Source organism: Pseudomonas quebecensis, from assembly GCF_026410085.1.
Taxonomy (GTDB): domain Bacteria; phylum Pseudomonadota; class Gammaproteobacteria; order Pseudomonadales; family Pseudomonadaceae; genus Aquipseudomonas; species Aquipseudomonas quebecensis.
In genome coordinates, this window is sequence record NZ_CP112866.1 from 2,174,997 (window position 1) to 2,200,356 (window position 25,360).

20 protein-coding genes are annotated in these 25,360 nt (G+C 61.2%); 9 read left to right on the plus strand and 11 right to left on the minus strand.

The genetic code is table 11. The annotated features are described in order from the left end of the window. Nucleotides 1–36 precede the first annotated feature (36 nt). From OSC50_RS10245 to OSC50_RS10290, 10 genes are all read right to left on the minus strand, one after another. Entirely contained in the window at nucleotides 37–1,989 is a 1,953-nt protein-coding gene (locus tag OSC50_RS10245) for an acetoacetate--CoA ligase (protein WP_266247872.1), read from the minus strand. 60 nt (nucleotides 1,990–2,049) lie between these two features. Beyond that, nucleotides 2,050–2,823: a 3-hydroxybutyrate dehydrogenase gene (locus OSC50_RS10250; protein WP_181076883.1), complete on the minus strand. Its 774-nt coding sequence runs from the start codon at nucleotides 2,821–2,823 to the stop codon at nucleotides 2,050–2,052. Between the two features lie 7 nt (nucleotides 2,824–2,830). Continuing rightward, nucleotides 2,831–4,222 (minus strand): GntP family permease, encoded by a 1,392-nt coding sequence (locus tag OSC50_RS10255; RefSeq protein ID WP_266247874.1) that lies wholly within the window; start codon nucleotides 4,220–4,222, stop codon nucleotides 2,831–2,833. A gap of 251 nt (nucleotides 4,223–4,473) precedes the next feature. Next, nucleotides 4,474–5,907 carry a sigma-54 interaction domain-containing protein gene (locus OSC50_RS10260; protein WP_266247876.1) on the minus strand — a complete coding sequence of 478 codons (1,434 nt, stop codon included), beginning with the start codon at nucleotides 5,905–5,907 and terminating at the stop codon, nucleotides 4,474–4,476. A 43-nt stretch (nucleotides 5,908–5,950) separates the two neighbouring features. Next, complete coding sequence (locus OSC50_RS10265; RefSeq protein ID WP_266247878.1) at nucleotides 5,951–7,522, minus strand: ABC transporter ATP-binding protein; 1,572 nt, start codon at nucleotides 7,520–7,522, stop codon at nucleotides 5,951–5,953. Nucleotides 7,523–7,532: 10 nt separating this feature from the next. Beyond that, nucleotides 7,533–8,555: an ABC transporter permease gene (locus tag OSC50_RS10270; RefSeq protein WP_181076887.1), complete on the minus strand. Its 1,023-nt coding sequence runs from the start codon at nucleotides 8,553–8,555 to the stop codon at nucleotides 7,533–7,535. Next, nucleotides 8,555–9,616, minus strand: coding sequence for a microcin C ABC transporter permease YejB (locus OSC50_RS10275; RefSeq protein WP_181076889.1), 1,062 nt, complete (start codon nucleotides 9,614–9,616; stop codon nucleotides 8,555–8,557). The genes OSC50_RS10270 and OSC50_RS10275 overlap by 1 nt, the downstream gene beginning before the upstream one ends. Next, entirely contained in the window at nucleotides 9,616–11,478 is a 1,863-nt protein-coding gene (locus OSC50_RS10280) for an extracellular solute-binding protein (RefSeq protein WP_266247881.1), read from the minus strand. The genes OSC50_RS10275 and OSC50_RS10280 overlap by 1 nt, the downstream gene beginning before the upstream one ends. Nucleotides 11,479–11,606: 128 nt before the next feature. Beyond that, nucleotides 11,607–11,888: a peptidylprolyl isomerase gene (locus OSC50_RS10285; RefSeq protein WP_010210937.1), complete on the minus strand. Its 282-nt coding sequence runs from the start codon at nucleotides 11,886–11,888 to the stop codon at nucleotides 11,607–11,609. A gap of 129 nt (nucleotides 11,889–12,017) precedes the next feature. Then, complete coding sequence (locus tag OSC50_RS10290) at nucleotides 12,018–12,509, minus strand: DUF1543 domain-containing protein (protein WP_181076892.1); 492 nt, start codon at nucleotides 12,507–12,509, stop codon at nucleotides 12,018–12,020. 106 nt (nucleotides 12,510–12,615) lie between these two features. Here OSC50_RS10290 and OSC50_RS10295 point away from each other — a divergent pair, with 106 nt between their 5' ends. Beyond that, on the plus strand, nucleotides 12,616–13,437 hold the full coding sequence (locus OSC50_RS10295; RefSeq protein WP_266247890.1) for an aldo/keto reductase: 822 nt from the start codon (nucleotides 12,616–12,618) through the stop codon (nucleotides 13,435–13,437). A gap of 51 nt (nucleotides 13,438–13,488) precedes the next feature. Here the strand turns inward: OSC50_RS10295 and OSC50_RS10300 are convergent, their stop codons facing one another. Then, nucleotides 13,489–14,004: an Hcp family type VI secretion system effector gene (locus tag OSC50_RS10300; RefSeq protein WP_181076895.1), complete on the minus strand. Its 516-nt coding sequence runs from the start codon at nucleotides 14,002–14,004 to the stop codon at nucleotides 13,489–13,491. Nucleotides 14,005–14,476: 472 nt separating this feature from the next. Here OSC50_RS10300 and tssA point away from each other — a divergent pair, with 472 nt between their 5' ends. Genes tssA through OSC50_RS10340 form a run of 8 tightly spaced genes read left to right on the plus strand, consistent with a single transcriptional unit; the run spans nucleotide 14,477 to nucleotide 25,309 of the window. Next, nucleotides 14,477–16,024: a type VI secretion system protein TssA gene (gene tssA, locus OSC50_RS10305; protein WP_266247892.1), complete on the plus strand. Its 1,548-nt coding sequence runs from the start codon at nucleotides 14,477–14,479 to the stop codon at nucleotides 16,022–16,024. Nucleotides 16,025–16,056: 32 nt separating this feature from the next. Next, nucleotides 16,057–16,554 carry a type VI secretion system contractile sheath small subunit gene (gene tssB, locus OSC50_RS10310; RefSeq protein ID WP_181076898.1) on the plus strand — a complete coding sequence of 166 codons (498 nt, stop codon included), beginning with the start codon at nucleotides 16,057–16,059 and terminating at the stop codon, nucleotides 16,552–16,554. Nucleotides 16,555–16,582: 28 nt separating this feature from the next. Next, nucleotides 16,583–18,058, plus strand: a complete 1,476-nt coding sequence (tssC, locus tag OSC50_RS10315) for a type VI secretion system contractile sheath large subunit (RefSeq protein WP_266247895.1) — start codon at nucleotides 16,583–16,585, stop codon at nucleotides 18,056–18,058. Between the two features lie 14 nt (nucleotides 18,059–18,072). Next, entirely contained in the window at nucleotides 18,073–18,474 is a 402-nt protein-coding gene (tssE, locus tag OSC50_RS10320) for a type VI secretion system baseplate subunit TssE (protein ID WP_266247897.1), read from the plus strand. Further along, on the plus strand, nucleotides 18,464–20,251 hold the full coding sequence (gene tssF, locus OSC50_RS10325; RefSeq protein WP_266247899.1) for a type VI secretion system baseplate subunit TssF: 1,788 nt from the start codon (nucleotides 18,464–18,466) through the stop codon (nucleotides 20,249–20,251). The genes tssE and tssF overlap by 11 nt, the downstream gene beginning before the upstream one ends. Next, nucleotides 20,215–21,240, plus strand: coding sequence for a type VI secretion system baseplate subunit TssG (gene tssG, locus OSC50_RS10330; protein ID WP_253508029.1), 1,026 nt, complete (start codon nucleotides 20,215–20,217; stop codon nucleotides 21,238–21,240). Before tssF ends, tssG begins: the two co-directional genes overlap by 37 nt. After that, nucleotides 21,237–23,792, plus strand: coding sequence for a type VI secretion system ATPase TssH (gene tssH, locus OSC50_RS10335; protein WP_266247902.1), 2,556 nt, complete (start codon nucleotides 21,237–21,239; stop codon nucleotides 23,790–23,792). The genes tssG and tssH overlap by 4 nt, the downstream gene beginning before the upstream one ends. Beyond that, the gene (locus OSC50_RS10340; protein ID WP_266247904.1) at nucleotides 23,789–25,309 is read left to right on the plus strand and encodes a sigma-54 interaction domain-containing protein; all 1,521 of its coding nucleotides are present in this window, start codon (nucleotides 23,789–23,791) and stop codon (nucleotides 25,307–25,309) included. Before tssH ends, OSC50_RS10340 begins: the two co-directional genes overlap by 4 nt. Nucleotides 25,310–25,360 lie beyond the last annotated feature (51 nt).

Consider the following 25,360-nt stretch of genomic DNA (forward strand, 5'->3'; position numbering starts at 1 on the left):
CGCAAATCGGCCCCTCAGAGCTGAAACCTTTCATCTTCAAGCCAGTTCGGGACGGTCGCGAAACGCCTCCAGGGCCTCGGGGTTGGCCAGGGCGTCGGTGTTCTTCACCGGTTCGCCGTGCACGACGTTGCGCACCGCCAGTTCGACGATCTTGCCGCTGATGGTGCGCGGAAGATCGCTGACGGCGAGGATCTTCGCCGGCACATGGCGCGGTGTGGTGTTGGCGCGGATCACCTGGCGGATCTGCTGTTCCAGCGCCTCATCGAGCACGACGCCAGGGTCCAGGCGCACAAACAGCACGACCCGAACGTCGTCCTGCCAGCGTTGGCCGATGGCCAGGCTTTCCAGCACCTGAGGGACTTTTTCCACCTGGCGATAAATCTCGGCGGTGCCGATGCGCACGCCGCCGGGGTTGAGCACCGCGTCCGAACGCCCGTGGATCAACAGGCTGCCGTTGGCGCGCTCCTCGGCGTAGTCGCCCTGGGCCCATACGCCGGGGAACTGGCTGAAATACGACGCACGCAGTTTCTGCCCGTCGGGGTCGTTCCACAGGCCGATGGGCATGGCGGGGAAGTGACGGGTACACACCAGCTCACCTTTTTCGCCGATCAACGGCTGGCCCTGGTCGTCCCACACCTCGATGGCCATCGCCAGGCTCTTGCACTGCATTTCGCCACGGCGCACCGGCAGCACCGGGTTGCCGATGACAAAACAGGAGACGATGTCGGTGCCGCCGGACATCGACGACAGGCACAGCTCGGCCTTGATCTCGCGGTACACGTAGTCGTAGCTCTGCGGTGACAGCGGCGAGCCGGTTGAGATCAGCCCCTTGAGGCTACCCAGCGCATGGCTCAGGCGCGGTTGCAGGCCGGCCTTTTCCAGGGTGGCGAGAAACTTGGGGCTGGTGCCGAACACGCTGATGCGTTCCGCGTCGATCAGGTCGATCAAGCGCGCAGGCCCTGGGTGAAACGGCGAGCCGTCATAGAGCACCGCCGTAGCGCCCAGGGCCAGTACCGACACCAGCCAGTTCCACATCATCCAGCCGCAGGTGGTGTAGTAGAACAGGCAGTCGTCGCGGGACAGGTCGGCATGCAGGCCGTGTTCCTTCAGATGGGTGAGCAGCACACCGCCGGTGCCATGGATGATGCACTTGGGCACCCCAGTGGTGCCACTGGAATACAGGATGTACAGCGGATGATCGAACGGCACCGCAACAAACGCAGGCTCGCCGCCGGGTTGGTAAACGTCCTGCCAAAGCGTCACGCGGGCCCGGGTGCGATAGTCCTCGACCCGAGCCTGCGGCCGTGCGTACGGCACCACGATCAACTGCTGCAAAGACGGCAGGCGTTCGAGGATTTCATTGAGCTTGGCGCTCTGATCGATGGTTTTGCCGGCATACCGATAACCGGCGCAGGTGATCAGCACCTTGGGTTCGATCTGGCCGAAGCGATCGATCACGCCTTGGGTGCCGAAGTCGGGCGAAGAGCACGACCAGATCGCGCCAAGGCTGGTGGTGGCAAGCATGGCAACCAGGGTTTGCCAGGTATTGGGCATACACGCCGCGACGCGGTCGCCGATACCGACGCCCGCCGCTCGCAGACTGTTTTGCAGGCCGGCGACATGGGCGGCGAGTTCGGCGTAGGTGAGTTGTTCGCGCTGGCCGTCTTCACCGACGGCGACCACGGCCGGGTGATGGTCACGGCGGCGCAGCAGGTGCTCGGCAAAATTCAGGGTCGCACCGGGAAACCACTGGGCGCTGGGCATGGCGTCGCCTTCGATCAGCGCGGCGCTGGGCGGGCTGCGAAACTGCACGTCGAAAAACGCGACAATGGCCTGCCAGAACTCGGCGCGCCGGTCGATGCTCCACTGGTGCAGCGCCGGGTAGTCGCAAAGCTGCACGGCGTGGCGATCATTGATAAAGCGCCGGAACTGATCCATGCGCGTGTTGCGGATGCGTTCCGGGGAGGGTTGCCAGAGGATTTCGGACATCAGCCAGGTCTCTTGTTCTTATGCACGTCTTCCAAACAACAGCGTTCCACTGTGTTTGATCTATTGGGCCAGCCAGCCCCCATCGATATTCCATGCCGCACCACGCACCTGGGCGCCGGCCTCGCTGCACAAGAACAGCACCAGCTCGCCCAGTTGCGACGGGGTCACGAACTCCAGCGACGGCTGTTTCTCCGCCAGCAGATCATGCTGCGCCTGCTGCGGGTCCACGCCTTGGGCAATGCGGTCGTCGATCTGCTTTTGCACCAGCGGCGTCAACACCCAGCCGGGGCAGATCGCGTTGCAGGTTACGTTGCTGGGGGCGGTCTCCAGGCCCACCACTTTGGTCAGGCCGATCACGCCGTGCTTGGCCGCCACATAAGCGGCCTTGCCCACCGAACCGACCTGGCCGTGCACCGAGGCAATATTGACGATACGCCCCCAGCCCTTGGCCTTCATGCCCGGCAGGCCCAAGCGTGTGCTGTGGAACACCGACGACAGGTTGATCGCGATGATCGCGTCCCAGCGCTCGGCCGGGAAGTCTTCGACCGCCGCCACATGCTGGATGCCGGCGTTGTTCACCAGAATGTCCACGCCGCCGAACTCACGCTCGGCGTAGGCGAACATGTCGGCGATCTGCGCCGGATCGCTGACGTCCGCCGGATGGTGGCCGACCTGGCCGCCATAGGCTTGCACCTGGGCGATTACCGCGCTGGCATCGCCAAAGCCATTGAGGATCAGGTTGGCGCCGGCCTTGGCCAGGCTCAGCGCGATACCCAGGCCGATGCCGCTGGTGGAGCCGGTAACCAGGGCGGTCTTGCCATTCAATGTCGTCATGTACACCTCATACAATGCCAGTGGCATAGAAAGTACCGATCACCACGAACACCGCAAGGGTCTTGATAATCGTGATGCCGAAAATATCCTTGTAGGCTTCGCGGTGGGTCAGGCCGGTGACCGCCAGCAGGGTGATCACCGCGCCGTTGTGGGGCAGGGTGTCCATGCCGCCACTGGCCATGGCCGCGACCCGGTGCAGCACTTCAAGGGGGATATTGGCCGCGTGGGCCGCCGCGATAAAACTCTCGGACATCGCCGCCAGGGCGATGCTCATGCCGCCCGAGGCGGAACCGGTGATACCGGCCAGCAACGTCACAGTGATCGCCTCGTTGACCAACGGGTTGGGGATGCCCTTAAGCCAGTCCGCCAGCACCAGAAAGCCCGGCAACGAAGCGATGACCGCACCGAAGCCGTATTCCGACGCGGTGTTCATCGCCGCCAGCAACGCACCGCTGACCGCGCTCTTGCTGCCTTCGGCGAGTTTGCTCTTGATGGCCGAGAAGCCGAACACCAGCACCACGATAATCCCCACCAGCAGCGCCGCCTGCACCGCCCAGATCGCCGTGAGCTTGGCAATCTCGGTGGTCACCGGCGCGCTCATGCCAGGCAGGCTGAGGCTGTGGGTCTTGCCGTACCACTGCGGAATCCAGTGGGTGAACAGCAGGTTCATCACGCCTACCAGGATCAGCGGCGACAGCGCGATCCACGGGTTGGGCAGCGCCAGGTTCTCAGCGGTTTCCGGCTCGTTGCGCAGGTCGGTGCCGTAGCCTTCCCCGGCGCGCTGGGCCTTGTTGCGTTGGCGTGCCAGGTAGAGCATGCCGGCGCAGAACACGAAGATCGTGCCGATCAGCCCCAGCCACGGCGCCGCCCAGGCGGTGGTGTTGAAGAACGTGCTGGGGATGATGTTCTGGATCTGCGGCGTGCCGGGCAGGGCGTCCATGGTGAAGGAAAACGCACCCAGGGCGATGGTCGCCGGGATCAGGCGCTTGGGGATATTGCTCTGGCGGAACATCTCCGCCGCGAACGGGTACACCGCGAATACCACCACAAACAGCGACACGCCGCCGTAGGTGAGCAGGGCGCAGACCAGCACGATCACCAGCATCGCCTGGCGCGTGCCGAGCAAACGGATCGCCGCCGCCACGATCGAACGCGAGAAGCCCGACAACTCAATCAACTTGCCGAATACCGCACCGAGCAGGAACACGGGGAAATACAGTTTGATAAAGCCGACCATTTTTTCCATAAACACCCCGGTAAAGGCAGGGGCGACGGCGGAAGGGTCGGTCAGCAGCACCGCGCCAAGTGCGGCGATGGGGGCGAACAGGATAACGCTATAGCCACGGTAGGCAGCCAGCATCAGCAACGCGAGGGCTGCCAGGGCAATGATCACACTCATGGTGTGTCTCCAGATGGGATTGTTATTTTTGTGGGTGACGCTGTGGGAAGGGCTATAGCGAGATGTGTGCCAAGTGGTTAATTGCTTGAAATATATGGATATTTTTCAACAGGTTTTAAGCCGTGTCTCAATTTCAAGACAAGCACGGATCAAATGTGGGAGGGGGCTTGCCCCCGATAGTGGGTCTATCAGCCAGGAAAATAGCGGCTGACCCAATGCCATGGGGGCAAGCCCCCTCCCACCAAGTCTGTCTATTTATTGAGATGCTTGTCTCTATTTAGAGATTGCGTAATGTCCAGGGCCACCATCTTCTTGTACAACGTCGATCGCCCCAGCCCCAACCGCTTAGCCGCCTCCACCACATTGCCTTCACACCCTTTGAGCGCCGCCACAATCACCTGCCGGTCAAACCGCTCTCGCGCCGCGTTGTAGCTTTCGCCTTCTACCGCCGCCACGGCATTGCTACGCGCCACCGGACTGAAGGTGCCGATCGCCGCGCGGACTTCCTCGGCGTTCAATACCAGGTCATCGCTCAACAGCGCCGCGCGCTCCAGCACATTGCGCAACTCGCGGATATTCCCCGGCCAGGCATGCTGGGCCAGCAGGGCCAGGGCCTCGCGGTCCAGTTCGTGGTGGCTGCGCAGTTCTTCGAGGATCGCCTCGCTGAGCGCCGGAATATCTTCCAGGCGTTCGCGCAGGGGCGGCACCTGGATGGGCAGCACGTTCAGGCGGTAGTACAGGTCTGCGCGAAACTGGCCGCGCTTGATTGCCGCTTCAAGGTCCATCGATGTGGCCGCGATCACCCGCACATCACTGTGCAGCATCTCGTTGGAGCCGACCGGTTCGAATTCCTTTTCCTGCAACACCCGCAGCAGTTTGCTTTGCAGCGGCAGCGGCATATCGCCGATTTCATCCAGAAACAACGTACCGCCCTCGGCGATCTGGAACTTGCCGGAGCGACCCTTGCGGTCCGCCCCGGTAAACGCGCCAGGTGCCGTGCCGAAAAATTCGGCTTCCAGCAGGTCATGGGGGATCGCCGCGCTGTTGATGCTCACGAACGCCTTGTGCGCCCGCGACGACGCACCATGAATGGCCTGGGCCAGCAGCTCCTTGCCGGTGCCGGTTTCCCCCAGCAGCAATACGGGCGACTCGGCCTTTGCACTGCGCCGCGCCCGGCGTTTGACCTCCAGGCTCGCGGCACTGGTGCCGATAAAATGCGCGAAGGTGTACTTGCTCTGGCGTGAGCGCAGCAACGAGCGGGTGGAGGCCAGTTCCTGCTGCATGCTCAGGTAGCGCTCGATCAGGGGCGACAAGTTGCGCAGCTCATCGAACAGCGCGAAGCCGATGGCGCCGATCACCGCGCCGGCATCGTTGTGAATCGGCAGGCGCATCACCACCAGCGGGCCTTTGGGCGTGTCCTGGATATCCAGCAGGATCGGCCGGTCGGTGCGCACCACCTGGCGCAGCAAACTGTTTGAGATCACTTGTTCGCACGGTTGGCCGATGGCCTCTTCGGCGCTCTTGAGACCGAAGCGCCTGGCGTAGCGCTCGTTCATCCACACGATGTTGGCATCACGGTCGACAATCACCGTGCCTTCGCTGGACTGCTCGATGATCTCGAACAGCGACTGGATCGCCAGCCCGCGTACCTGTTGGTAATCGGTGAGGTTATCGGTGAGGTTCATGCCCATGCCGCCAGCAAAAGGGTGAGTGGAATCCCATAACGTCCTACAGCGGGATATGCGCCGCTGCCATCAGTTCCTTGGTGTAGGGGTGCTGCGGTGACTCGAATAGGTCATGGCTGGCGCCGCGCTCCACCACCTGGCCGTCCTTGATCACGATCATGTCGTGGGCCATGGCCCGCACCACGGCCAGGTCATGGCTGATAAACAGGTACGTCAGGCCGTATTTTTCCTGCAGTTCACGCAGCAGCGCCACGACTTGTTTCTGCACGGTGCGGTCCAGAGCGGAGGTGGGTTCGTCCAGCAGCATCAGCGCCGGCTTGAGCACCAGTGCGCGGGCGATAGCGATGCGCTGGCGCTGGCCGCCGGAAAACTCGTGGGGGTAGCGATGCCGGCTGGCAGGGTCCAGGCCCACATCCTTGAGCACCTGGATGACCTGCGCTTCGCGCTCGGCCAGGCTGCAAGGGGCATGCACTTCGAGACCTTCGCTGATGATCTGCTGCACTGACATGCGCGGGCTGAGGCTGCCGTAAGGGTCCTGGAACACCACCTGCATCTGCTTGCGCCACGGGCGCATCTGTTGATGGCTGAGGGCTTCTAGGGCGTGGCCCTGGAAGCATATGCCGCCGTGTGAGTCCAGCAGGCGCAGGATCGCCTGGCCGAGGGTTGATTTGCCCGAGCCGGATTCACCGACGATGCCCAGGGTCTTGCCACGTTGCACGCTGAGGCTGATGCCGTCTACCGCGCGCAGGTAGGTTTTGCGCCGAAACAGCCCGCCGCCGAGGCGGAACTGCACGCTCAGGTCATCCACTTGCAACACCGTCTCGCGCTCCTCGCTGCACAGGGCGTCGCCCGCCGGTTCGGCATCCAGCAGCAGGCGGCTGTAAGGGTGCTGCGGCGCGCTGAACAGCGCCTGGCATTCGGCCTGCTCGACGATCTCGCCGGCGTGCATCACGCACACCCGTTGGGCGATGCTGCGCACCAGGTTGAGGTCATGGCTGATCAACAGCAGCGACATGCCCAGGCGTTGCTGCAGGGATTTGAGCAGCAGCAGAATCTTGCGCTGCACGGTCACATCCAGCGCGGTGGTCGGTTCATCGGCTATCAGCAGCTCCGGCTCGCATGCCAGGGCCATCGCAATCATCACCCGCTGACGCTGGCCGCCGGACAACTGATGGGGATAGGCCTTAAGGCGTTCCCTGGGCTTCTGGATACCGACCAGCTCAAGCAATTCCAGGATGCGCGCCTGCGCCGCCCTGCCGCCCAGGCCCTTGTGCAGCAACAGGGTTTCACCGATCTGTTTTTCGATGCTGTGCAGCGGGTTGAGGGAGGTCATCGGCTCCTGGAAAATCATGGCGATGCGGTTGCCGCGCAGTTTCTGCAAGGTCGTCGCAGGCGCTCCCACCAGTTCCTTGCCGCGATATTTCACCGAGCCGGTGGTGGCGCTGCCGGCTTCAGGCAACAGTTGCAGAATCGAATGGGCGGTCACTGACTTGCCCGAGCCCGATTCGCCCACCAGCGCCAGGCACTCGCCGGGGCGCACCTCCAGGCTCAAGTTGCGTACCACGGCCTGGCCGTTGAAGGCGACGCAGAGGTCGCGGATCTCGATCAGGTTCATTTGCAATCACTCATGAGCGTGGGTCGAAGGCGTCACGCAGCGCCTCGCCGATAAAAACCAGCAGCGACAGGATCAGCGCCAGGGTGAAAAACGCCGTCAGGCCCAGCCACGGCGCCTGCAGGTTCTGTTTACCCTGGGCGATCAGCTCACCCAGCGACGCGCTGCCCGCCGGCATGCCGAAGCCGAGGAAGTCCAGGGCGCTCAACGTGGAAATGGCACCGGTCAAAATAAATGGCAGGTAGCTCAAGGTCGCAGTCATTGCATTGGGCAGGATATGCCGACCAATGATCTTGGCATCGCCCAGGCCCAGGGCCCGCGCCGCTTTGACGTATTCAAGGTTGCGCCCGCGCAGGAATTCGGCGCGCACCACGTCCACCAGCGCGAGCCAGGAAAACAGCGCCATGATCCCCAGCAGCCACCAGAAATTCGGCTCGACGAAACCCGACAGGATGATCAGCAGGTACAGCACCGGCAGGCCGGACCACACCTCAAGTACACGCTGCCCGATCAAATCCACCCAGCCGCCGTAGTATCCCTGCAGCGCGCCGGCGGCAATGCCGATAGCCGCGCTGATCGCGGTAAGCGCCAGGGCGAACAGGATCGATACCCGAGCGCCGAAGATGACCCGCGCCAGCACATCCCGCGACTGGTCGTCGGTGCCCAACCAGTTCACCGCCGAGGGCGGGCTGGGGGCAGGGCGGGTCAGTTCGTAGTTGGGCGTGTCGTCGCTGAATGGGATCGGCGGGAACAGCATCCAGCCGCCGTCCTGCTTGATCAGCTTTTGTACGTAATCACTGCGGTAATCGGCCTGAAATGGCAATTGCCCCCCGAACTGCTGCTCGGTGTAGCGCTTGAACACCGGGAAATACAATTCGTGCTTGTAGCTCACCACCCAGGGTTTGTCGTTGGCGATCAACTCGCCGCCCAGGGTCAGGATAAACAGACCGATAAACAGCCACAGCGACCACCAGCCGCGACGGTTTTTCTTGAACCGCTCGAAGCGTCGGCGGGCCACCGGTGACAGATTGAGCATCAGGCGTTCCTCGCGGCGAAGTCGATACGCGGGTCCACCAGGGTGTAGCAGAGGTCGCCGATCAGTTTTATCAGCAGGCCGAACAAGGTGAAGATAAACAGCGAGCCAAACACCACCGGGTAGTCCCGTGATACGGCGGCTTCGTAGCTCATGCGGCCCAGACCGTCGAGGGAGAAGATCACTTCGATCAGCAGCGAACCGGCAAAGAACACACTGATGAACGCCTGGGGAATTCCGGAGATCACCAGCAGCATGGCGTTGCGAAATACATGACCGTACAGCACGCGGCGCTCGCTCAAACCCTTGGCGCGCGCGGTGACCACGTACTGACGCGTGATTTCATTCAGGAATGAGTTCTTGGTCAGGATGGTCAAGGTGGCGAAACCGCCGATCACCAGGGAGGTCACCGGCAGCACCAGGTGCCAGAAATAGTCGGCCACCTTGCCCACGGTGCTCAGCTCTTCGAAATTCTCCGAGACCAGGCCGCGCACCGGGAACCAGTTGAGGGAGGTACCACCGGCAAACACTACGATCAGGAACATCGCGAACAGGAACGCCGGCATGGCATAGCCGATGACGATGGCGGTGCTGCTCCACACGTCAAAGCTGCTGCCATGGCGCACGGCCTTGCGAATGCCCAGGGGGATCGACACCAGGTAGGTGATCAGAGTGGCCCACAGGCCGAGGGAAATGGTCACGGGCATTTTTTCGAGGATCAGGTCGATCACGCTCTTGCCACGGAAGAAACTGTTGCCGAAGTCCAGCTGGGCGTAGCTTTTGAGCATCAACCACAGGCGTTCCGGCGCGGGCTTGTCGAAGCCGTATTGCTTTTCGATGTCCTTGATCAGCTTCGGGTCCAGGCCGCGACTGGCGCGCGAACCGCTGCCGATGCCTTCGCCGGACGAGCCGCCGACGCCACCGCCGCCAATCCCTTGCAGGTGGGCGATCGCCTGTTCCACCGGGCCGCCGGGGGCGGCCTGCACAATCACAAAATTCACCAGCAGGATGATCACCAGGGTCGGGATGATCAACAGCAGGCGCCGCACGATATAGGCAAACATCAGCGGGCCTCCGCGCGTTTTTTCAGTTCGGCTTTCATTTGTTCATTCGTCAGCGGTGTGGGGCTGATTTCCCACCAGGTTTCCAGGGCCTCATCGTTCTTGGCCTCGATGGCCGGGCGGCCGAAGCGGTTCCACCACGCCGCCGACGTACCGGGCGGGTAGTAATTGGGAATCCACAGATAATTCCATTGCAGCACCCGGTCCAGGGCATGGGCGTAGGTGAGCATCTGTGCCTGGGTGTCGGCCTTGACCAGGCCTTTGATCAGGGTGTCGACGGCCGGGTCCTTGAGCACCATGTAGTTATTGGCCCCCGAATCGAACGCGGCGGCCGAACCGAAGTAGTTGTACAGCTCCATCCCCGGAGAGGTGGTGACCGGGAACCCGGTGACGATCATGTCGTAGTCTCGACTCATCAAGCGGTTTACATACTGCGAGGAGTCGATGCGACGAATATTCAGGGTGATACCGATCTGCGCCAGGTTGCGCTTGTAGGGCAGCAGCAGCCGCTCGAGGCCGGCCTGGGCATTCAGGAAGGTGAACTCCAGCGGCTCGCCCTGGGCATTTACCAGTTTGTCGCCGTCGGGCTTCCAGCCAGCTTCCTCAAGCAGGCTCAGGGCCTGCAGCTGTTTGTCGCGGATCATGCCGCTGCCGTCGGTGACCGGTGCCTTGAACACCTGGGTGAATACCTCATCGGGTACTTGCCCGCGCAGCGGTTCGAGAATCGCCAGTTCCTCCTTGGTTGGCAACTGGCTGGCGGCCAGCGGGCTGTTGGAGAAGAAGCTCTGCTGGCGGATGTACATATTGCGCATCATCTGCCGGTTGGCCCACTCGAAATCCCACAACATCGCCAGGGCCTGACGTACGCGGCGATCCTTGAACATCGGCTTTTGCACATTGAATACATAGCCTTGTGCCGGTTGCGGCATCTCTTTGGCCAAATGCGCGCGTTGCAGGCGTCCATCGTCGAGGGCAGGGCCGTTGTAGCCGATGGAGTAGCCGGTGGCGGAAAACTCGCGATTGAAGTCGTAGGCACCGCCGCGCAATACCTGGCGTGCGACTTCGGTGTCGCCGAAGTACTCCAGGCTCAGGTGATCGAAGTTGTACAGGCCACGACTGATGGGCAGATCCTTGCCCCACCAGTCGGGGTCGCGGGTAAACGTGATGGTGCTGCCCGAATCGATCTTGCTGACCTTGTAGGGGCCGCTGCCCAGTGGCGCTTCGTAGCCGCCGCCGTTGGCAAAATCGCGGGTCTTCCACCAGTGCTGAGGAAACACCGGCAGGGTGGCGATATCCAGGGGCAGGGTGCGGTTCTCATTGCTGGAAAAGTCGAAGCGCACCTGGCGCTCGCCTTCCACTTCTACGTGCTTGACGTCGGCGAACAGCGTACGAAAGCGCAGGCTGCCTTGGGTCATCAACAGGTCAAAGCTGTAGCGTACGTCTTCGGCGGTGATCGGCTTGCCATCGGCAAAGCGCGCCTTCGAGTTCAGGTAAAAGCGCAGCGACAGGCCGTCCTCGGCACGCTCCATCTTCTCGGCGATCAGGCCGTAGACCGTATAAGGCTCGTCCAGGGAGCGCTGGGCCAGGGGCGCGTAAAGCCAGCCATCGACCTGGGACACGCCGATGCCTTTGTCGATATAGGGCAGCACATGATCGAAGCGCCCGATCTCGATAGCCGAACGCCGCAGGCTGCCGCCCTTGGGTGCATTGGGGTTGGCATAGTCGAAATGGGTGAAACCGGCCGAGTACTTGGCCGGTTCACCGTACACCGTAAGGTACGTTTGTGGCGCCGCGATCACGGCGGTACTCGCCAGCACAAGGGCCAGCGCAGTGCCGAGAAGGGGTGTGGAAAAAGCCAATCGCATTGTCAGCCTTGAACGCCGGATAAAAGAATAGGGATTTGTACGCTAACGGCGGCACCGTCGCCAGTGATCGGATGCACAACGGCCCACCAGATGGCGGGCCGTTGTTTCACGCATCAGCGCAGGGCGGATCAGTCCTGACGGCTGGTGACTTCCAGCAGGTGGTAGCCGAACTGAGTCTTGACCGGGCCTTGCACGGTGTTGACTGGAGCGCTGAATACCACGGTATCGAATTCTTTAACCATCTGGCCTGGACCGAACGAACCCAGGTTGCCGCCGTCGCGGCTGGATGGGCAGCTGGAGTTGGCTTTGGCGATTTCTGCGAAGTCGGCGCCGCCTTCGATTTGGGCCTTGAGTTCGTTGCACTTGTCTTCGGTGGACACGAGGATGTGGCGGGCGGTGGCTTTGGCCATGAGAGTAACTCCTTGAATGAAAAGGGTGAGCGTACCGGAATCAGGCGGCTATTTCCCGGCAAAGTTCCCAGGGATTGCCTGAGCGGTGCGGCGGCGGGCCATGCCTTTGGCAGGCAGGCTGAAGTTTCACTACAGAACGATGTAATCGTTGCGCTGGACGATTGGAAGATGTGCGCCCTGGACCAGGTGCAGGTAGCGGCCATCCACCAGGTCGATGGGCAGGCAGTCGTCCACATCCAGCACTGCGTCGGTATGGGCCTGGGACCAGTGCCGTCGCATCTGTTGCTTGCCTTTGCTCGTGGCTTCCTGCTTGTTACGGGCAACCACCAGCACATAATGATGGGCCTCGCCGAAGCTGTCGGTCTCATAGCCGCCCAGATTGATGAAATACAGATGATGGGCGCCGGCCTGGGGCGCCAGGTGGCTGAGTTCGATTTTCCAACCGTCGACGCCGTCGACCTCCATCCACGAATCGATGTGCACGCCCTTGGCATTGCCGAACCAGGCATCGCGCAGTTGCGGGTAAGTGCCTTGCAGCGTATCCGCCGCAGCGAACACCACATCATGAACTTCGATACTGGCCCGTGGGTGTTTGCCCCCGAGCATCACGACAAACAGCATTGCAGGTCCTTCCTGGCGATTGAGCAAGGCACAACCATACTTCGATTGAACCCTTTTGTCCGGTCAATGCCACAGTGTTAACCCGTGAATTGAGCAGGAGGTTGTCATGCGTAGCATTGATCTGGCGGGCGTGCCCGTCCCTGTCATCGGCCAGGGCACTTGGCGCATGGGCGAAGACCCGAATCATCGCCGGGCTGAAATCGCGGCGTTGCAACTGGGCATCGACGAGGGCATGACCTTGATCGATACCGCCGAAATGTATGGCGAAGGCGGCGCTGAACGGGTGGTCGGCGAGGCCATTCATGGTAAACGCGACCAGGTGTTTCTGGTGAGTAAGGTGTATCCGCACCATGCCAGCCAAAAGGGCATTCCTCGTGCATGTGAAGCCAGCCTCCAGCGCTTGGGCACTGACTATATCGATCTGTATCTGCTGCACTGGCGTGGTCAGTACCCCCTGGAAGAAACCGTCGAAGCCTTTGAGCGTCTGCGCGAGGCAGGCAAGATCGGCCGTTGGGGCGTTTCCAACTTCGACGTGGCCGACCTGCAAGAACTGGCATCCCCGGCCTGTGCGACGAACCAGGTGCTCTACAACATTCAAGAGCGCGGCATCGAGTTTGATTTGCTGCCCTGGTGGCGACAACATAACTTACCCCTTATGGCCTACTGTCCGATTGCCCAGGGCGGAGAGCTGTTGTCCAGTCCGACGCTCAAGCAGATCGCCACTCGTCACGAGGCAGCTCCCGCCCAGGTGGCCCTGGCCTGGGTGCTGCGCCAGGACGGTGTGATCGCCATTCCCAAGGCGGTTACGCCGGAACACATCCGGCTTAACGCGGCGGCTGCCGACCTGGTTCTGGACAAGCACGACTTGGACGCCATCGACCGTGTCTTCGGGCCGCCCCAGCGCAAACATCGGTTGGCAATGGTCTAGCCGCAACCGGAAACGGTGCCGTCCATGGGCGCCGTTTCCGTGCCGAGCGGCTTAACCCGCTACCGGGCTGCGCCAATCGTCGGAGCCGGAAGTACCGGACACTTCGTGTGTCCACACGATCTTGCGATAGGTGAAGTACACATCCTCCAAGTGCGTGAAATGGGCGTTTTCCGGGTCCTGGCAGTTGGGCATGCGCGATTGGATATCCACCAGCGTGGCACCCTCCAGCTCGATGGTGAAGTAATGCTCCTGGGTACCGGCCGACGAAGTCCGGAACCATTCCAGTCGACACTTGACCTCTTCGCCACTGGTCAGCGCACTGAACAGCAACGGTGAGGATTTATCGAAGACCTTGCTGATCATCAGCGGCTTGTGAACCCGCTGCCCGGTCGGCTGCCCGGATTGCGGATCGCGGGGAATGATGACCTGGTGGGCGAAGGCCTGGACCAGGATCTGATCCTCGTGCCCCTCCTGATAGATGTTACCTACCGAGTCCTGTGTAAACGTGCCTGCCGTGATCAAACCTTGTTTGACGCCGGTAATGGAGAGATACGCGGGTGTTGGCATGACGGTTTTCCTTGCCTGGTTAAATAGGTAGTTCCAGACGACAGCTGCGTCGACTGGTCAAATGCCTATAACAAAAAGCGTGCCGGAAAGTGCGTGAGCCAATAAAGGCGCGGGGTTGCTGCGATAACGTGCTTGTTTGGTCGAATATGATCGAGTGAGAGTTAAGTTAATGGTGGATTGTTTGCGCATGAGTGCGCAGTTAATTGCTCGCAGTGAACGGGCTTCAAAGGCTGGGGTTTAGTATTTAATTGACGAATTGGGCTTAGTTGACTGTGCAAAATGCTGCGCAGGCCTTGATTTTATTGGGTTGTAGGAAATTGCTTAAGTGGCGACTGGTGGCTTGCTGAATGCTGGAGGCAAGTCTACTGTTTGCAGACTTCGTTGTCGTTCTGGCGAAATATATCTGAAATATGATGCGTTTATGCAATGCGATTAGTTGGCTTCTCGTGCTCTTAAGTTGCGCGTGGTTAAAATGAATTATTATGAAAAGCTCTGTGTTTATTATATTGAAGTTATCCGTGCGCCCTGTTCGCAAGAACATTTCGCGGGTGGTGACGTGCGCTTTTCGCCCGAGTACGAGGCCTTGGAATTGGAACTAAGTAAGGTCCACTCAATGCACGGCACCTCCCAGCCGGATTGGCACAAGGTCATTGAAGTCAGTGAGCAGCTGCTGCGCCGTCAGTCCAAGGATCTGCGCGTGGCTGTCTGGCTGACCTGGGCGCTGCACCAGCGTGAGTCGTTTGCGGGTCTGCTGGCGGGCCTTGGGATGTTGTGTCATCTGTGCGACCGTCATTGGTCGATTGTTTATCCTGCAAAAAACCGTACCCGAGCCGCGGCATTCGCGTGGTTGGTTCTGCGTCTCGAGTCATTGTCGGCGCAGATTGTTTCGCTGCATGACCAGCAGCCGCTGCATCGCGCTTTGCTCGAGCGACTGGCCCATTTGGATGAGTTGTTGAGCAGTCACCTGGGTGATGACGCGCCGCTGTTGTTGTCGATCCGCAGGCAATGGGACCAGCGCTTGGAGCATACCGCGCCAGGCGATCCTGCAGGCACCCAGTTGAGCGGTGTCGTTGCTCGGGCCAGCCATGCGACCACTCAATTGCTGCGAGCCGAACTGTCGCTGGACAGCGAAAAGGACGCCCATAAATGGCTGCGTTCCTTGCAGGAACAAGCTCGGCCGTTGTGCGACTGGTGGCTGCGTCAGAACGCTACCGACCTGCGTGCATTGCGCCTGAATCGCACGTTGATGTGGATGACCCTGATCAGCTATCCGCAAGCCGACGCGGAGCGGATCACCACGCTGCGTGGCCCGGCGCCCGACAAGCTCAAGCGTTACCGGGAGTGGCTCGCCCAGGGCCAGTACGCCGATCTGCTGCTTGAGCTCGAGGCCAGCCTGGCGGGTGCGATGTTCTGGTTTGATGGGCTGCACATGGTCTGGCAATGCCTGGAGGCCCTGCAGGCGCCGTTGGCCATGAGCGAGCTGGAAGTGAGCTTTGCCCTGCTGCTGCAACGGCTGCCCGACCTGCCTGAGTTTCGCTTTCACGACGGCAGTCCGTTTGCCGATGCGGGCACCCGGACCTGGATTGCCTTGCAGGTGCGGCCTCATAGGCAGCCGCCCGAAACGCTGTGTGAGGCCGCCGATGCCCAGCCTTGGGAGGTCGCCCTGCAGGCGCTGCAGCCCAGGCTGCGAAAGGAGGGCCTGAAGGCCGTCGTACATGAACTCAAGCAAGGCCTGCACGGAGCTCGCGGCGACCGTGAGCGCTTTTACTGGCGCCTGGCCCAGGCGCGCCTGTGTGTGCAAGCGGGCAAGCATGAACTGGCAAAGATCCAGCTCGACCAACTCGATCTAGAACTGCAGCGCACCGGGCTGGACCGCTGGGAGCCGGAGCTTGCGCTGCATGTCGCCCAATTGCTGCACCGTTGCTGTGACCTCGTGCCGCAAAGCCATGCCGTGCGCGAGCGCAAGGAAGACACCCATCGCAGGCTGTGCCTCTTCGATCTTGAAGCGGTACTTGAATAGGCTCTCGAGCCCCCCGAACAAGGAGAAATACCATGGCCAAAGAAGGTTCCGTAGCCCCGAAGGAACGCATCAATATTACGTTCAAACCCGCTATCGGTGGCGCCCAGGAAGAAGTCGAGCTGCCGTTGAAACTGCTTGTGCTGGGGGATTTCACCCAGCGCGAAGACGTGCGCAAGCTCGAAGACCGCAAGCCTATCGCCATCGATAAGAACACCCTGGACGAAGTGTTGGCCAACCAGGCATTGAACCTGACCCTGAATGTGCCCAATCGACTTCAGGAGGGCGCCGATGCCGAGGAGTTGGGGATTCAGGTGCGCATCAACTCGATGAAGGACTTCAACCCTGCGCATCTGGTTGAGCAGATTCCTCAACTGCAAAAACTGATGGCGCTGCGTGAGGCGCTGGTGGCGCTCAAGGGGCCTTTGGGCAACACACCAAGCTTTCGCAAGGCCATAGAGCAAGCCCTGACCAACGACGAATCCCGCGTGCGGGTACTGGCGGAGCTGGGCCTGAGCGACCCATCCGCCTGACATACCTCAGTAAAAGGACACTGACGCCATGAATACCCAACACACTCAAACCGTTGCCCACGCCGCTCAAGAGCACGGCATTCTCGACAACATCATTGCCCAGACATTGTTGAGCGCGGACGACGAAGCCTATGGCATTGCCAAGCGTGGCGTCTCAGCCTTTATCGAAGAATTGATCAAGCCGCACAACAGCGGCGAGCCGGTGAAAAAACGCCTGGTTGATCGAATGATCGCCGAAATCGACGCGAAGCTCAGCCTGCAAATGGACGAGATCCTGCACCACCCGGAGTTCCAGGCCCTGGAATCGTCGTGGAAGGGTTTGCAGTTGCTGGTCGACCGCACCAATTTTCGCGAAAACATCAAGATCGAACTGCTGAACGTTTCACGTCAGGACCTGCTGGATGACTTTGAAGATTCTCCGGAGGTGACGCAGTCCGGGCTCTACAAACACATTTACAGCGCCGAGTACGGTCAGTTCGGCGGCCAGCCCGTGGGCGCCGTCATCGCCAACTACTTCCTCTCTCCCAGCGCGCCCGATGTGAAACTCATGCAGTACGCCGCCAGTGTGGCCTGCATGGCTCATGCGCCGTTTATCGCGTCTGCCGGCCCGGGTTTCTTCGGATTGGAGAGCTTCACGGGCCTGCCTGACCTCAAGGATCTCAGGGACCATTTCGAGGGGCCGCAGTTTGCCAAGTGGCAAAGCTTTCGCGAGAGCGAAGATTCGCGCTATATCGGCTTGACCGTACCGCGCTTCCTGTTGCGCACGCCTTACGACCCCCTGGAATGCCCGGTCAAGACCTTTGCTTACCGGGAAAACGTGGTGAACAGCCACGAACATTACCTGTGGGGCAATACCGCCTATGCCTTCGCCACGCGCCTTACCGACAGCTTTGCACGGTTTCGCTGGTGCCCGAACATCATCGGCCCGCAAAGCGGCGGTGCAGTGGAAGACTTGCCTCTGCATCACTTCCAGAGCATGGGCGAGATCGAAACCAAGATTCCTACCGAAGTGCTGGTGTCCGACCGCCGTGAATATGAGCTGGCGCAAGAAGGCTTTATTGCCCTGACGATGCGCAAGGGCAGTGACAATGCTGCGTTTTTTTCCGCCAGCTCCGTACAGAAACCCAAACATTTCGGCATCAGTACCGAGGGCAGGGAGGCGGAGCTGAATTACCGGCTGGGCACCCAGTTGCCGTACATGATGGTGGTCAACCGTCTGGCGCATTACCTCAAGGTTCTACAGCGCGAGCAATTGGGTTCCTGGAAGGAGCGCACCGACCTTGAGCTGGAACTCAACAAGTGGATTCGTCAGTACGTCGCCGATCAGGAAAACCCCAGCGCCGAAGTCCGTGGACGGCGCCCGCTGCGTGCGGCGCGTATTGTCGTCAGTGATGTGGAAGGCGAACCGGGCTGGTACCGCGTCAACCTGAGCGTGCGACCGCACTTCAAATACATGGGGGCCGATTTCACCTTGTCCCTCGTCGGCAAGCTCGACAAAGAATGAGCAAGCGCCAGGTCATGACTCGCAACCACAGCCTGTTCGAACGATTTGCAGCACCGTCGGCCAAGCCCGGCTGTGGCGTGACATCTGTCGCGGCTCACCTGGGCAAGATGCTCAGCATCCGCGCGGGGAGCGTGCAGACGCTGCCGGATTATGGGTTGCCTGACTTCAATGAGATGAACCAGAGCCTGCACGAATCATTGAGCCAGTCACGCTTGCTGATCGAGCGTTTTATTCGAGCCTACGAACCACGTTTGAGCAACGTTCGTGTGCGTGTGCTGCCGCGCGATCATGACCCCTTGCGCCTGGCATTTGCCATCGACGCCACACTGCGTATTGATGGCGTCGTGCAACCGGTGGTGTTTACCGCACACCTGCGTGATGCGGGGCGTATCGAGGTGTTGCCCGATGTCCTTTAACCGTTATTACCAAAGCGAACTCAGCGCCTTGCGTCAGCTGGGACGGCAGTTCTCCGAACGCAATCCGGCGCTTGCGCCGTTTCTCGGCGAAGCCGGCCAGGACCCGGATGTCGAGCGGTTATTGGAAGGCTTCGCTTTTCTAACCGGGCGCCCGCGTCAGAAACTGGATGACGAATTGCCGGAGCTGACGCACTCCCTGATGCATTTGCTATGGCCCAATTATATGCGCCCGATTCCAGCACTCAGCATCCTGCAGTTCGACCCATTGAAGACGGCTGGGCCTGGGGTCATGGTTGCGCGGGATACACCGGTGGAAAGTGGCTCGGTCGAAGGCGAACGTTGCCGCTTTCGAACCTGTTACGCGACCCAGGTCTTGCCCCTTCAACTGAGCGCGTTGGACTACAGCGTTCAGGGAGAGCAGGCAGTGTTGAGCCTGCAGTTGCGCATCAGTGCCGAGGGCGACTTGAGTCAGTGCGCATTTGACCAGTTGCGCCTGCCCCTGACCGGGGACCGCTACATCAGCCAAGGCCTGTACCTGGGGCTGCTGCGTCATCTTACGGGTGTGCAGTTACTGCCACTGGACCGTGCAGGTGCGCCGATTTCCGAGCGTGATGGCCAGGCGTTATCGCTGCGCATTGGCTCGGATCAGGTGCAGCCGGTGGGCTTCGCGCAGGATCAGGCGCTGATCCCCTATCCGCCGAACACCTTCACTGGCTACCGTCATTTGCAGGAGTATTTCATCTTCCCCGACAAGTACCTGTTCGTCGATGTGACGGGGCTGGATGCGCTGCGACGCTTGCCCAACGAGGTCATCAAGCGAATCTGCGGCGTGACGTTGCGCTTTGAGTTACACAACCAACCCTCGCAGCTCCAGCATCTGACTCGGGACAACGTAAAGCTGTATTGCACGCCCATCGTCAACCTGTTCACACATGATGCGGTACCGATTCGCCTGGATGGCAAGCAGGACGAGTATCTGCTGATTCCCGGAGAGTATGCGCGAGGTAACGCCGGTGTGTTTTCCGTCGACCGAGTGACAGGCTGGCGTCCTGGCGGCCAGGGTTACCGGGCGTTCGTCCCCTTTGAATCGTTTGAACACGATGGCCATGGGAATGCCTCGGCAGGCCCGCCCAGCTACACCATTCGCCAGCGCGCTTCGGCGCAGCATGGTGGGCTCGACACCTGGTTGGGTTTTGCCGATGGCGTCGGACACGAGCAGGAAACGCTGTCGATCGAGCTGACCTGCACCAACCATAACCTCACTCGACAACTAGCGGCTGGAGCGATCAACCAGCCCTGCGAGCAGACCCCCGAAGGGCTGTCGTTTCGCAACATCTGCGCGCCGACCGATAGCCTCGCACCGCCCCTGGACCAGGATTTTCTCTGGCGCCTGATCAGCAATATGTCGCTCAACTACCTGTCGTTGAGCGATATCAACGCGTTGAAGGGCGTTCTGGAAACTTACGACCTGCCGCGTTATCACGACCGGCAGGCCAGGAAAATCAGCCAGAGAAGACTGGGCGCATTGCGCTCCATCAGTCACGTCCAGGTTGATCGACTGCATCGACGCATGCCGTTGCGAGGCGTGCTGATCGACCTGAGCATCGACGCCCAAGGCTTCCTGGGGCAGGGCGAGATATTTGTATTCGCCTCGGTACTCAACGAATTCTTCGCGCTCTATGCGGGCCTCAACACTTGCCACGAACTACGTGTCACCAGCACACAAGGAGATGAGTACCTATGGCCAACCCGGATGGGCCAGCAGCCTCTGATTTAACGCAACTGTCCCGTGTCATCCGTGAATATTCGCTGTTCCAGGCAATTTCGCAGGTGATCCGGCGTTTACGCGATGCGCATCCGTTGCTGGATAACGACGCGCTGTATGACCGTTTGGAATTCCAGGCCAACCCAGGCCTCGGATTTCCCGGTCACGATATCGATCGATTGGAGTTTTTTGTCGAGCAGGGACAATGGCGCGCGCGTCTTCGTCTCAACGTGCTGAGCCTATGTGGCGCAGGCTCGCCGCTGCCGGCGTTCTACGGCGAGCAGGCATTTGCCGATGGGGCGGGCGGCAATGCTGCCCGTGACTTCCTGGACCTGTTCCACCACCGGCTGCACCGCCTGATGCTGCCGATCTGGCGTAAGTACCGCTATCGCGCGTGCTTCGAGGGGGGCGCGCGGGACAGGTTTTCCGAACAGATGTTCGCCTTGGCCGGGTTGAGAGGCCAGCCGATTCGCGATGCCGCCCAGTTGAACTGCAAGCGACTGCTGCCTTATCTCGGGTTGCTCAGCCTGCGCGTGCATTCCGCGGCCTTGATCGAGACGGTGCTGCGTTACTACTTCAGGCACTCCCGTCTGTGGGTCGAGCAATGGGTGGCGCGCTCGGTTGTTATTTCACCGACGCAGCGCAACAGGCTTGGCGACGCCAACAACGCGCTGGGTGTGGACCATGTCCTTGGCTGCCGAGTCGACGACCGCAGCGGGAAATTCAGGGTGCACCTGCCGGACCTCGACTGGCAGCGTTTTCACGATTTTTTACCTTCGGGCACCGACCACCCGCCGCTGTGTGCACTGATAGGACTGATCGCGCGCGAACCACTGGACTATGACCTGCGCCTGGTATTGAGCAAAGAAGAGATCAGACCGTTGCAGCTTGGCGAACACAACGTTTGTCGATTGGGCTGGGCCAGTTGGCTGACGCCTGCACGCGCCGATGGCGCGGTCATCGTGACCGGCAATATTCGCCGCAAGGGCAGAGGCATATGATGAATGTAGACCTGCAACAACTGATCCGCGCATTGAATCCCCAGGCGCGGCGAGACTTGGAACGTTCAGCCGAGCGTTGCGTGACGCGCGGAGGCGGCGAGGTTCTTGTAGAGGATCTGCTGGGCGTCCTGCTGGAACACCGCGAAGGCCTGTTGATCAAGGCACTGGCTGACGCCGAGGTTGACAGCGCTGAACTGGCAGCCACGCTGCGGCCAAGGATTGAAACGAGTGCTTCGCCTAATCCGGTGTTCGCCAAGGGCCTGGTGCAATGGTTGCAAAACGCGTTGATGGTCGCCCATCTGGAGTTGCATCAAACCGAGGTGGACCATGCCGCGCTGTTGTTGGCGTTGTTGTGTCACCCGCCACAGCCTGAAGGTTGCGCTTATCAACGCGTGCTGAGCCGCCTGGATGCGCAGCGCGTGCGCGAGTTTGCTGCAAGTCGGAAGGTGGAGGGCGTCCCGGCAAGCGATGGTGAGTCGTGCCTGTCACGGTTCACCCACGATCTGACCCGGCAGGCCCATGAAGGCCGGATCGATCCGGTGCTGTGTCGCGATGGCGAGATTCGCCAACTGATCGATATCCTTGCGCGACGACGCAAGAACAACCCGATCCTCGTTGGCGAAGCCGGCGTAGGCAAAACAGCCGTGGTCGAGGGGCTTGCCTTGCGGATCGCCACCGATCAGGTGCCGGAACCGCTCAGAAACGCACGGGTGCTGACCCTGGACATGGGCATGCTGCAGGCCGGAGCCAGTCTCAAGGGCGAATTCGAACGGCGCCTCAAGGGCGTGATGGATGAGGTCAACGCCTCGCCACAAGCGGTCATTCTGTTTATCGACGAAGCGCATACGCTGGTGGGCGCGGGTGCCCAGGCGGGTGGCGCCGATGCGGCCAACCTGCTCAAGCCGGCGCTGGCCCGAGGTGAGTTGCGCACTATCGCCGCCACCACCTGGTCGGAATACAAACGTTACTTCGAGAAAGACCCCGCCCTGGCCCGGCGCTTTCAACCGGTCAAGGTCGGCGAGCCGAGTGTTGAGGAGGCGGTTTCGATCCTGCGTGGCCTGGTGCCGGTGCATGAAGCCAGCCATGGCGTCTATGTACGTGACGACGCCGTGGTGGCCGCCGCCTGCCTGAGTGCCCGCTACCTCGCTGGGCGCCAGTTGCCCGACAAGGCCGTGGACGTACTGGATACCGCCTGTGCCCGTGCACGCATCAGCCGGGTCTGCGCCCCCGAGTCGCTGCAGCGGCTGGGTGCGCAGAAGGCTGAATGTATGCGACAGCGTCTGTCGCTGTTGCGAGACACAGGCGCAGGGTTGCCGATGGATGCGCAGGCATTGCGCGCGCTGGAACGGCGACTGGCGGCTGTCGAGCACGCGTACCAACAGTTACAAGCACGTTGGCTTGAAGAGCAGGCGTGCGCGCAACAGGTACTTGCACTGCGACAGCAATTGGACGATGCCCGCCAGGCAGGGCAGGACGTGGATGCCCTGGAACAGGTGCTGGCAGAACAGCGTGCCCGACAGGGCGCACATCCCCTGGTTCATCTCGAGGTGTGTCCGCGCCTGGTGGCCCAGGTCGTCAGCGCCTGGACAGGTATTCCGGTTGAACGCCTGGCGGTCGAGCACAGTGAGACGGTCCTGGGATTCGCTGACGCGCTGCGCTCGCGCATCCTGGGTCAGGAGCACGCCGTGCAGGCCCTTGATCGCAACTTGCGTGCCGTCGCCGCAGGTCTCAACACGCCCGACGCGCCTGTTGGCGTATTCCTGCTGGTGGGCCCAAGTGGCGTAGGCAAGACGGAAACGGCCATGGCCCTGGGGGATTTGCTCTATGGCGGCGAGCGCTTTGTCACGATCCTGAACATGGCTGAATATCAGGAAAAGCATGCGCTGTCTCGACTCATTGGTGCACCTCCCGGCTACGTCGGCTACGGGGAGGGCGGTGTACTGACGGAAGCGGTGCGTCAGCGCCCGTATTCAGTGGTGCTGCTGGACGAAGTGGAGAAGGCTGACCCCGACGTGTTGAATCTGTTTTATCAGATCTTCGACAAGGGCCTGGCCAACGACGGCGAGGGGCGTGAGATCGATTTTCGCAACACGCTGATTCTGATGACCTCCAACCTGGGCAGCGAATGCATCACCAAGCTGTGTGCCGGCGCTCAGCGGCCCGACCCGCAGGTACTGCAAGCGGCCATCTATCCGATGTTGCGTGATTATTTCAAGCCGGCCCTGCTGGCTCGAATGCGTGTGGTGCCCTATTACCCGATCGCCGGTGACGTGCTTCACGATCTGGCCAGGCTCAAGCTGGAGCGTCTCGGCTGCAGGCTGCAATTGCGTCGTTTGTCGTTCAGCTATACGGACGATCTGGTCAAGCACATGGCCGAACGTTGCAGCCACAGCGACAGTGGCGCCCGTTATATCGACCAATGGATCGACAGCTGCCTGTTGCCGCAGATGGTTGACCGGCTTCTGGAGACCATGGCTGTCGGCGAATCCGTAGCGCGCGTGCATGCCGGTCTGGACGCCAACGCCCAGCCGATCTGCGAGTTCAGCCAATGACAGACAATCCGTTCAGCCAAGTACCCCATCCCCTGGACTATGCCGAGGCTTTGCTGGCCTGGTTCACTCGCCTGGGCAGTGAGTGTGACGAAGCCAGCTTGCCTGACGCGTGCGTCGCGGCGGCGGCCCAGCTCAGCGGTTGTGAACTGAGCCAATTGTATTGGCGCGACGAGACAACGGGCCGGCTCGAGCTGACTGCCCAGCATTTGCCAGGGGTCACGCGACCCGCTGACCCCACGTGCCGGCCGGACTTTCAACATGAGCAACTGCTGCACTACGTAATCGATCAGGCTACCCCGCTGTCGCTCGATGAGTTGGCGCGCAGCGTCTATGCGTGCGGCTTCCTGCCGGCAATGGCGACACCCTGGCAGTCGTTGTCCTGCATACCGTTGTTCGGGCGGCGCAAGTGCGTTGCCGGCCTGTTGCTGTGCGCCAGCCTGCGTAAACAATCGTTGCAGGGTTACGCGTCCTCATTGGGGCAATTGGGCAGCTTTGCCTTGAGGCAGCTCACGCTGCTCAAGCGTACGGGGCCTGCACACACGCGTATGGGCGCCACGCCTCGTATGGGTGCATTCGGGCTGATCGGCAACAGCGCCGCTATGGCGGCAACCTGTCGCTTGATCGGTAAGGTGTTATTTGCCCCCAGCACCGTGCTCCTGCGGGGCGAGACCGGAACCGGCAAAGAGGTGGTGGCGCGTGCGATCCACGACGCAGGCCCGCGCAAGGGCAAGGCTTTCGTGGTGCAGAATTGTGCCGCCTTCCCCGAGGGGCTGCTGGAAAGCGAACTGTTCGGCTACCGCAAGGGCGCGTTCACGGGGGCCGAGCGTAACCATATCGGTTTGTTTGACGCGGCCAATGGCGGCACGTTGCTGCTGGATGAGATTGGCGATATGCCACTGTCGCTGCAGGCCAAATTGTTGCGGGTACTGCAGGAGGGGGAGATTCGCCCGCTGGGTGCCGGCGCGCCGCATAAGGTGGATGTGCGGATTATCGCCGCCACCCACCGCGACCTCGCCGCGATGGTGGCCGAGGGCCATTTTCGCGAGGACCTGTATTACCGCCTGGCGCAATTTCCTATCGAACTGCCGCCCCTGCGTGAGCGAGAGGGTGATGTGCTGATGCTGGCCCGGCATTTTATGCAGAACGCCTGCGATGCGTTGGGACGCAGCCCCCTGGAGTGGTCAAGCGCTGCGCTGGATCAACTGTCGAGTCACGCTTTCCCGGGCAACGTTCGGGAACTCAAGTGCCTGGTGGAGCGCGCCGTGCTGCTCTGTGAGGAGGACGTGATCCTTCCGGCGCACCTTTCTCTCACGCCACCACCAGTGCCCTGCGCCGTCGAGGCAACGTTGCGTCAGCGCCTGGAACGGGTGGAGCGGGTGTTCTTGATCGATTGCCTGCACAAGAACCGCGGCAATCGAACCCGCACTGCCCGCGAACTGGGGGTGGCACGTCGCACCCTGCTTTATCGTCTCGCACGCTTGAACATCCCTTGTGACGACATGCGCGGGGAGCGCTGATGAAGAGCTCATGGGTGCGATTTCCGGCTGCCCGGCCTGTTTTTCCTGGAG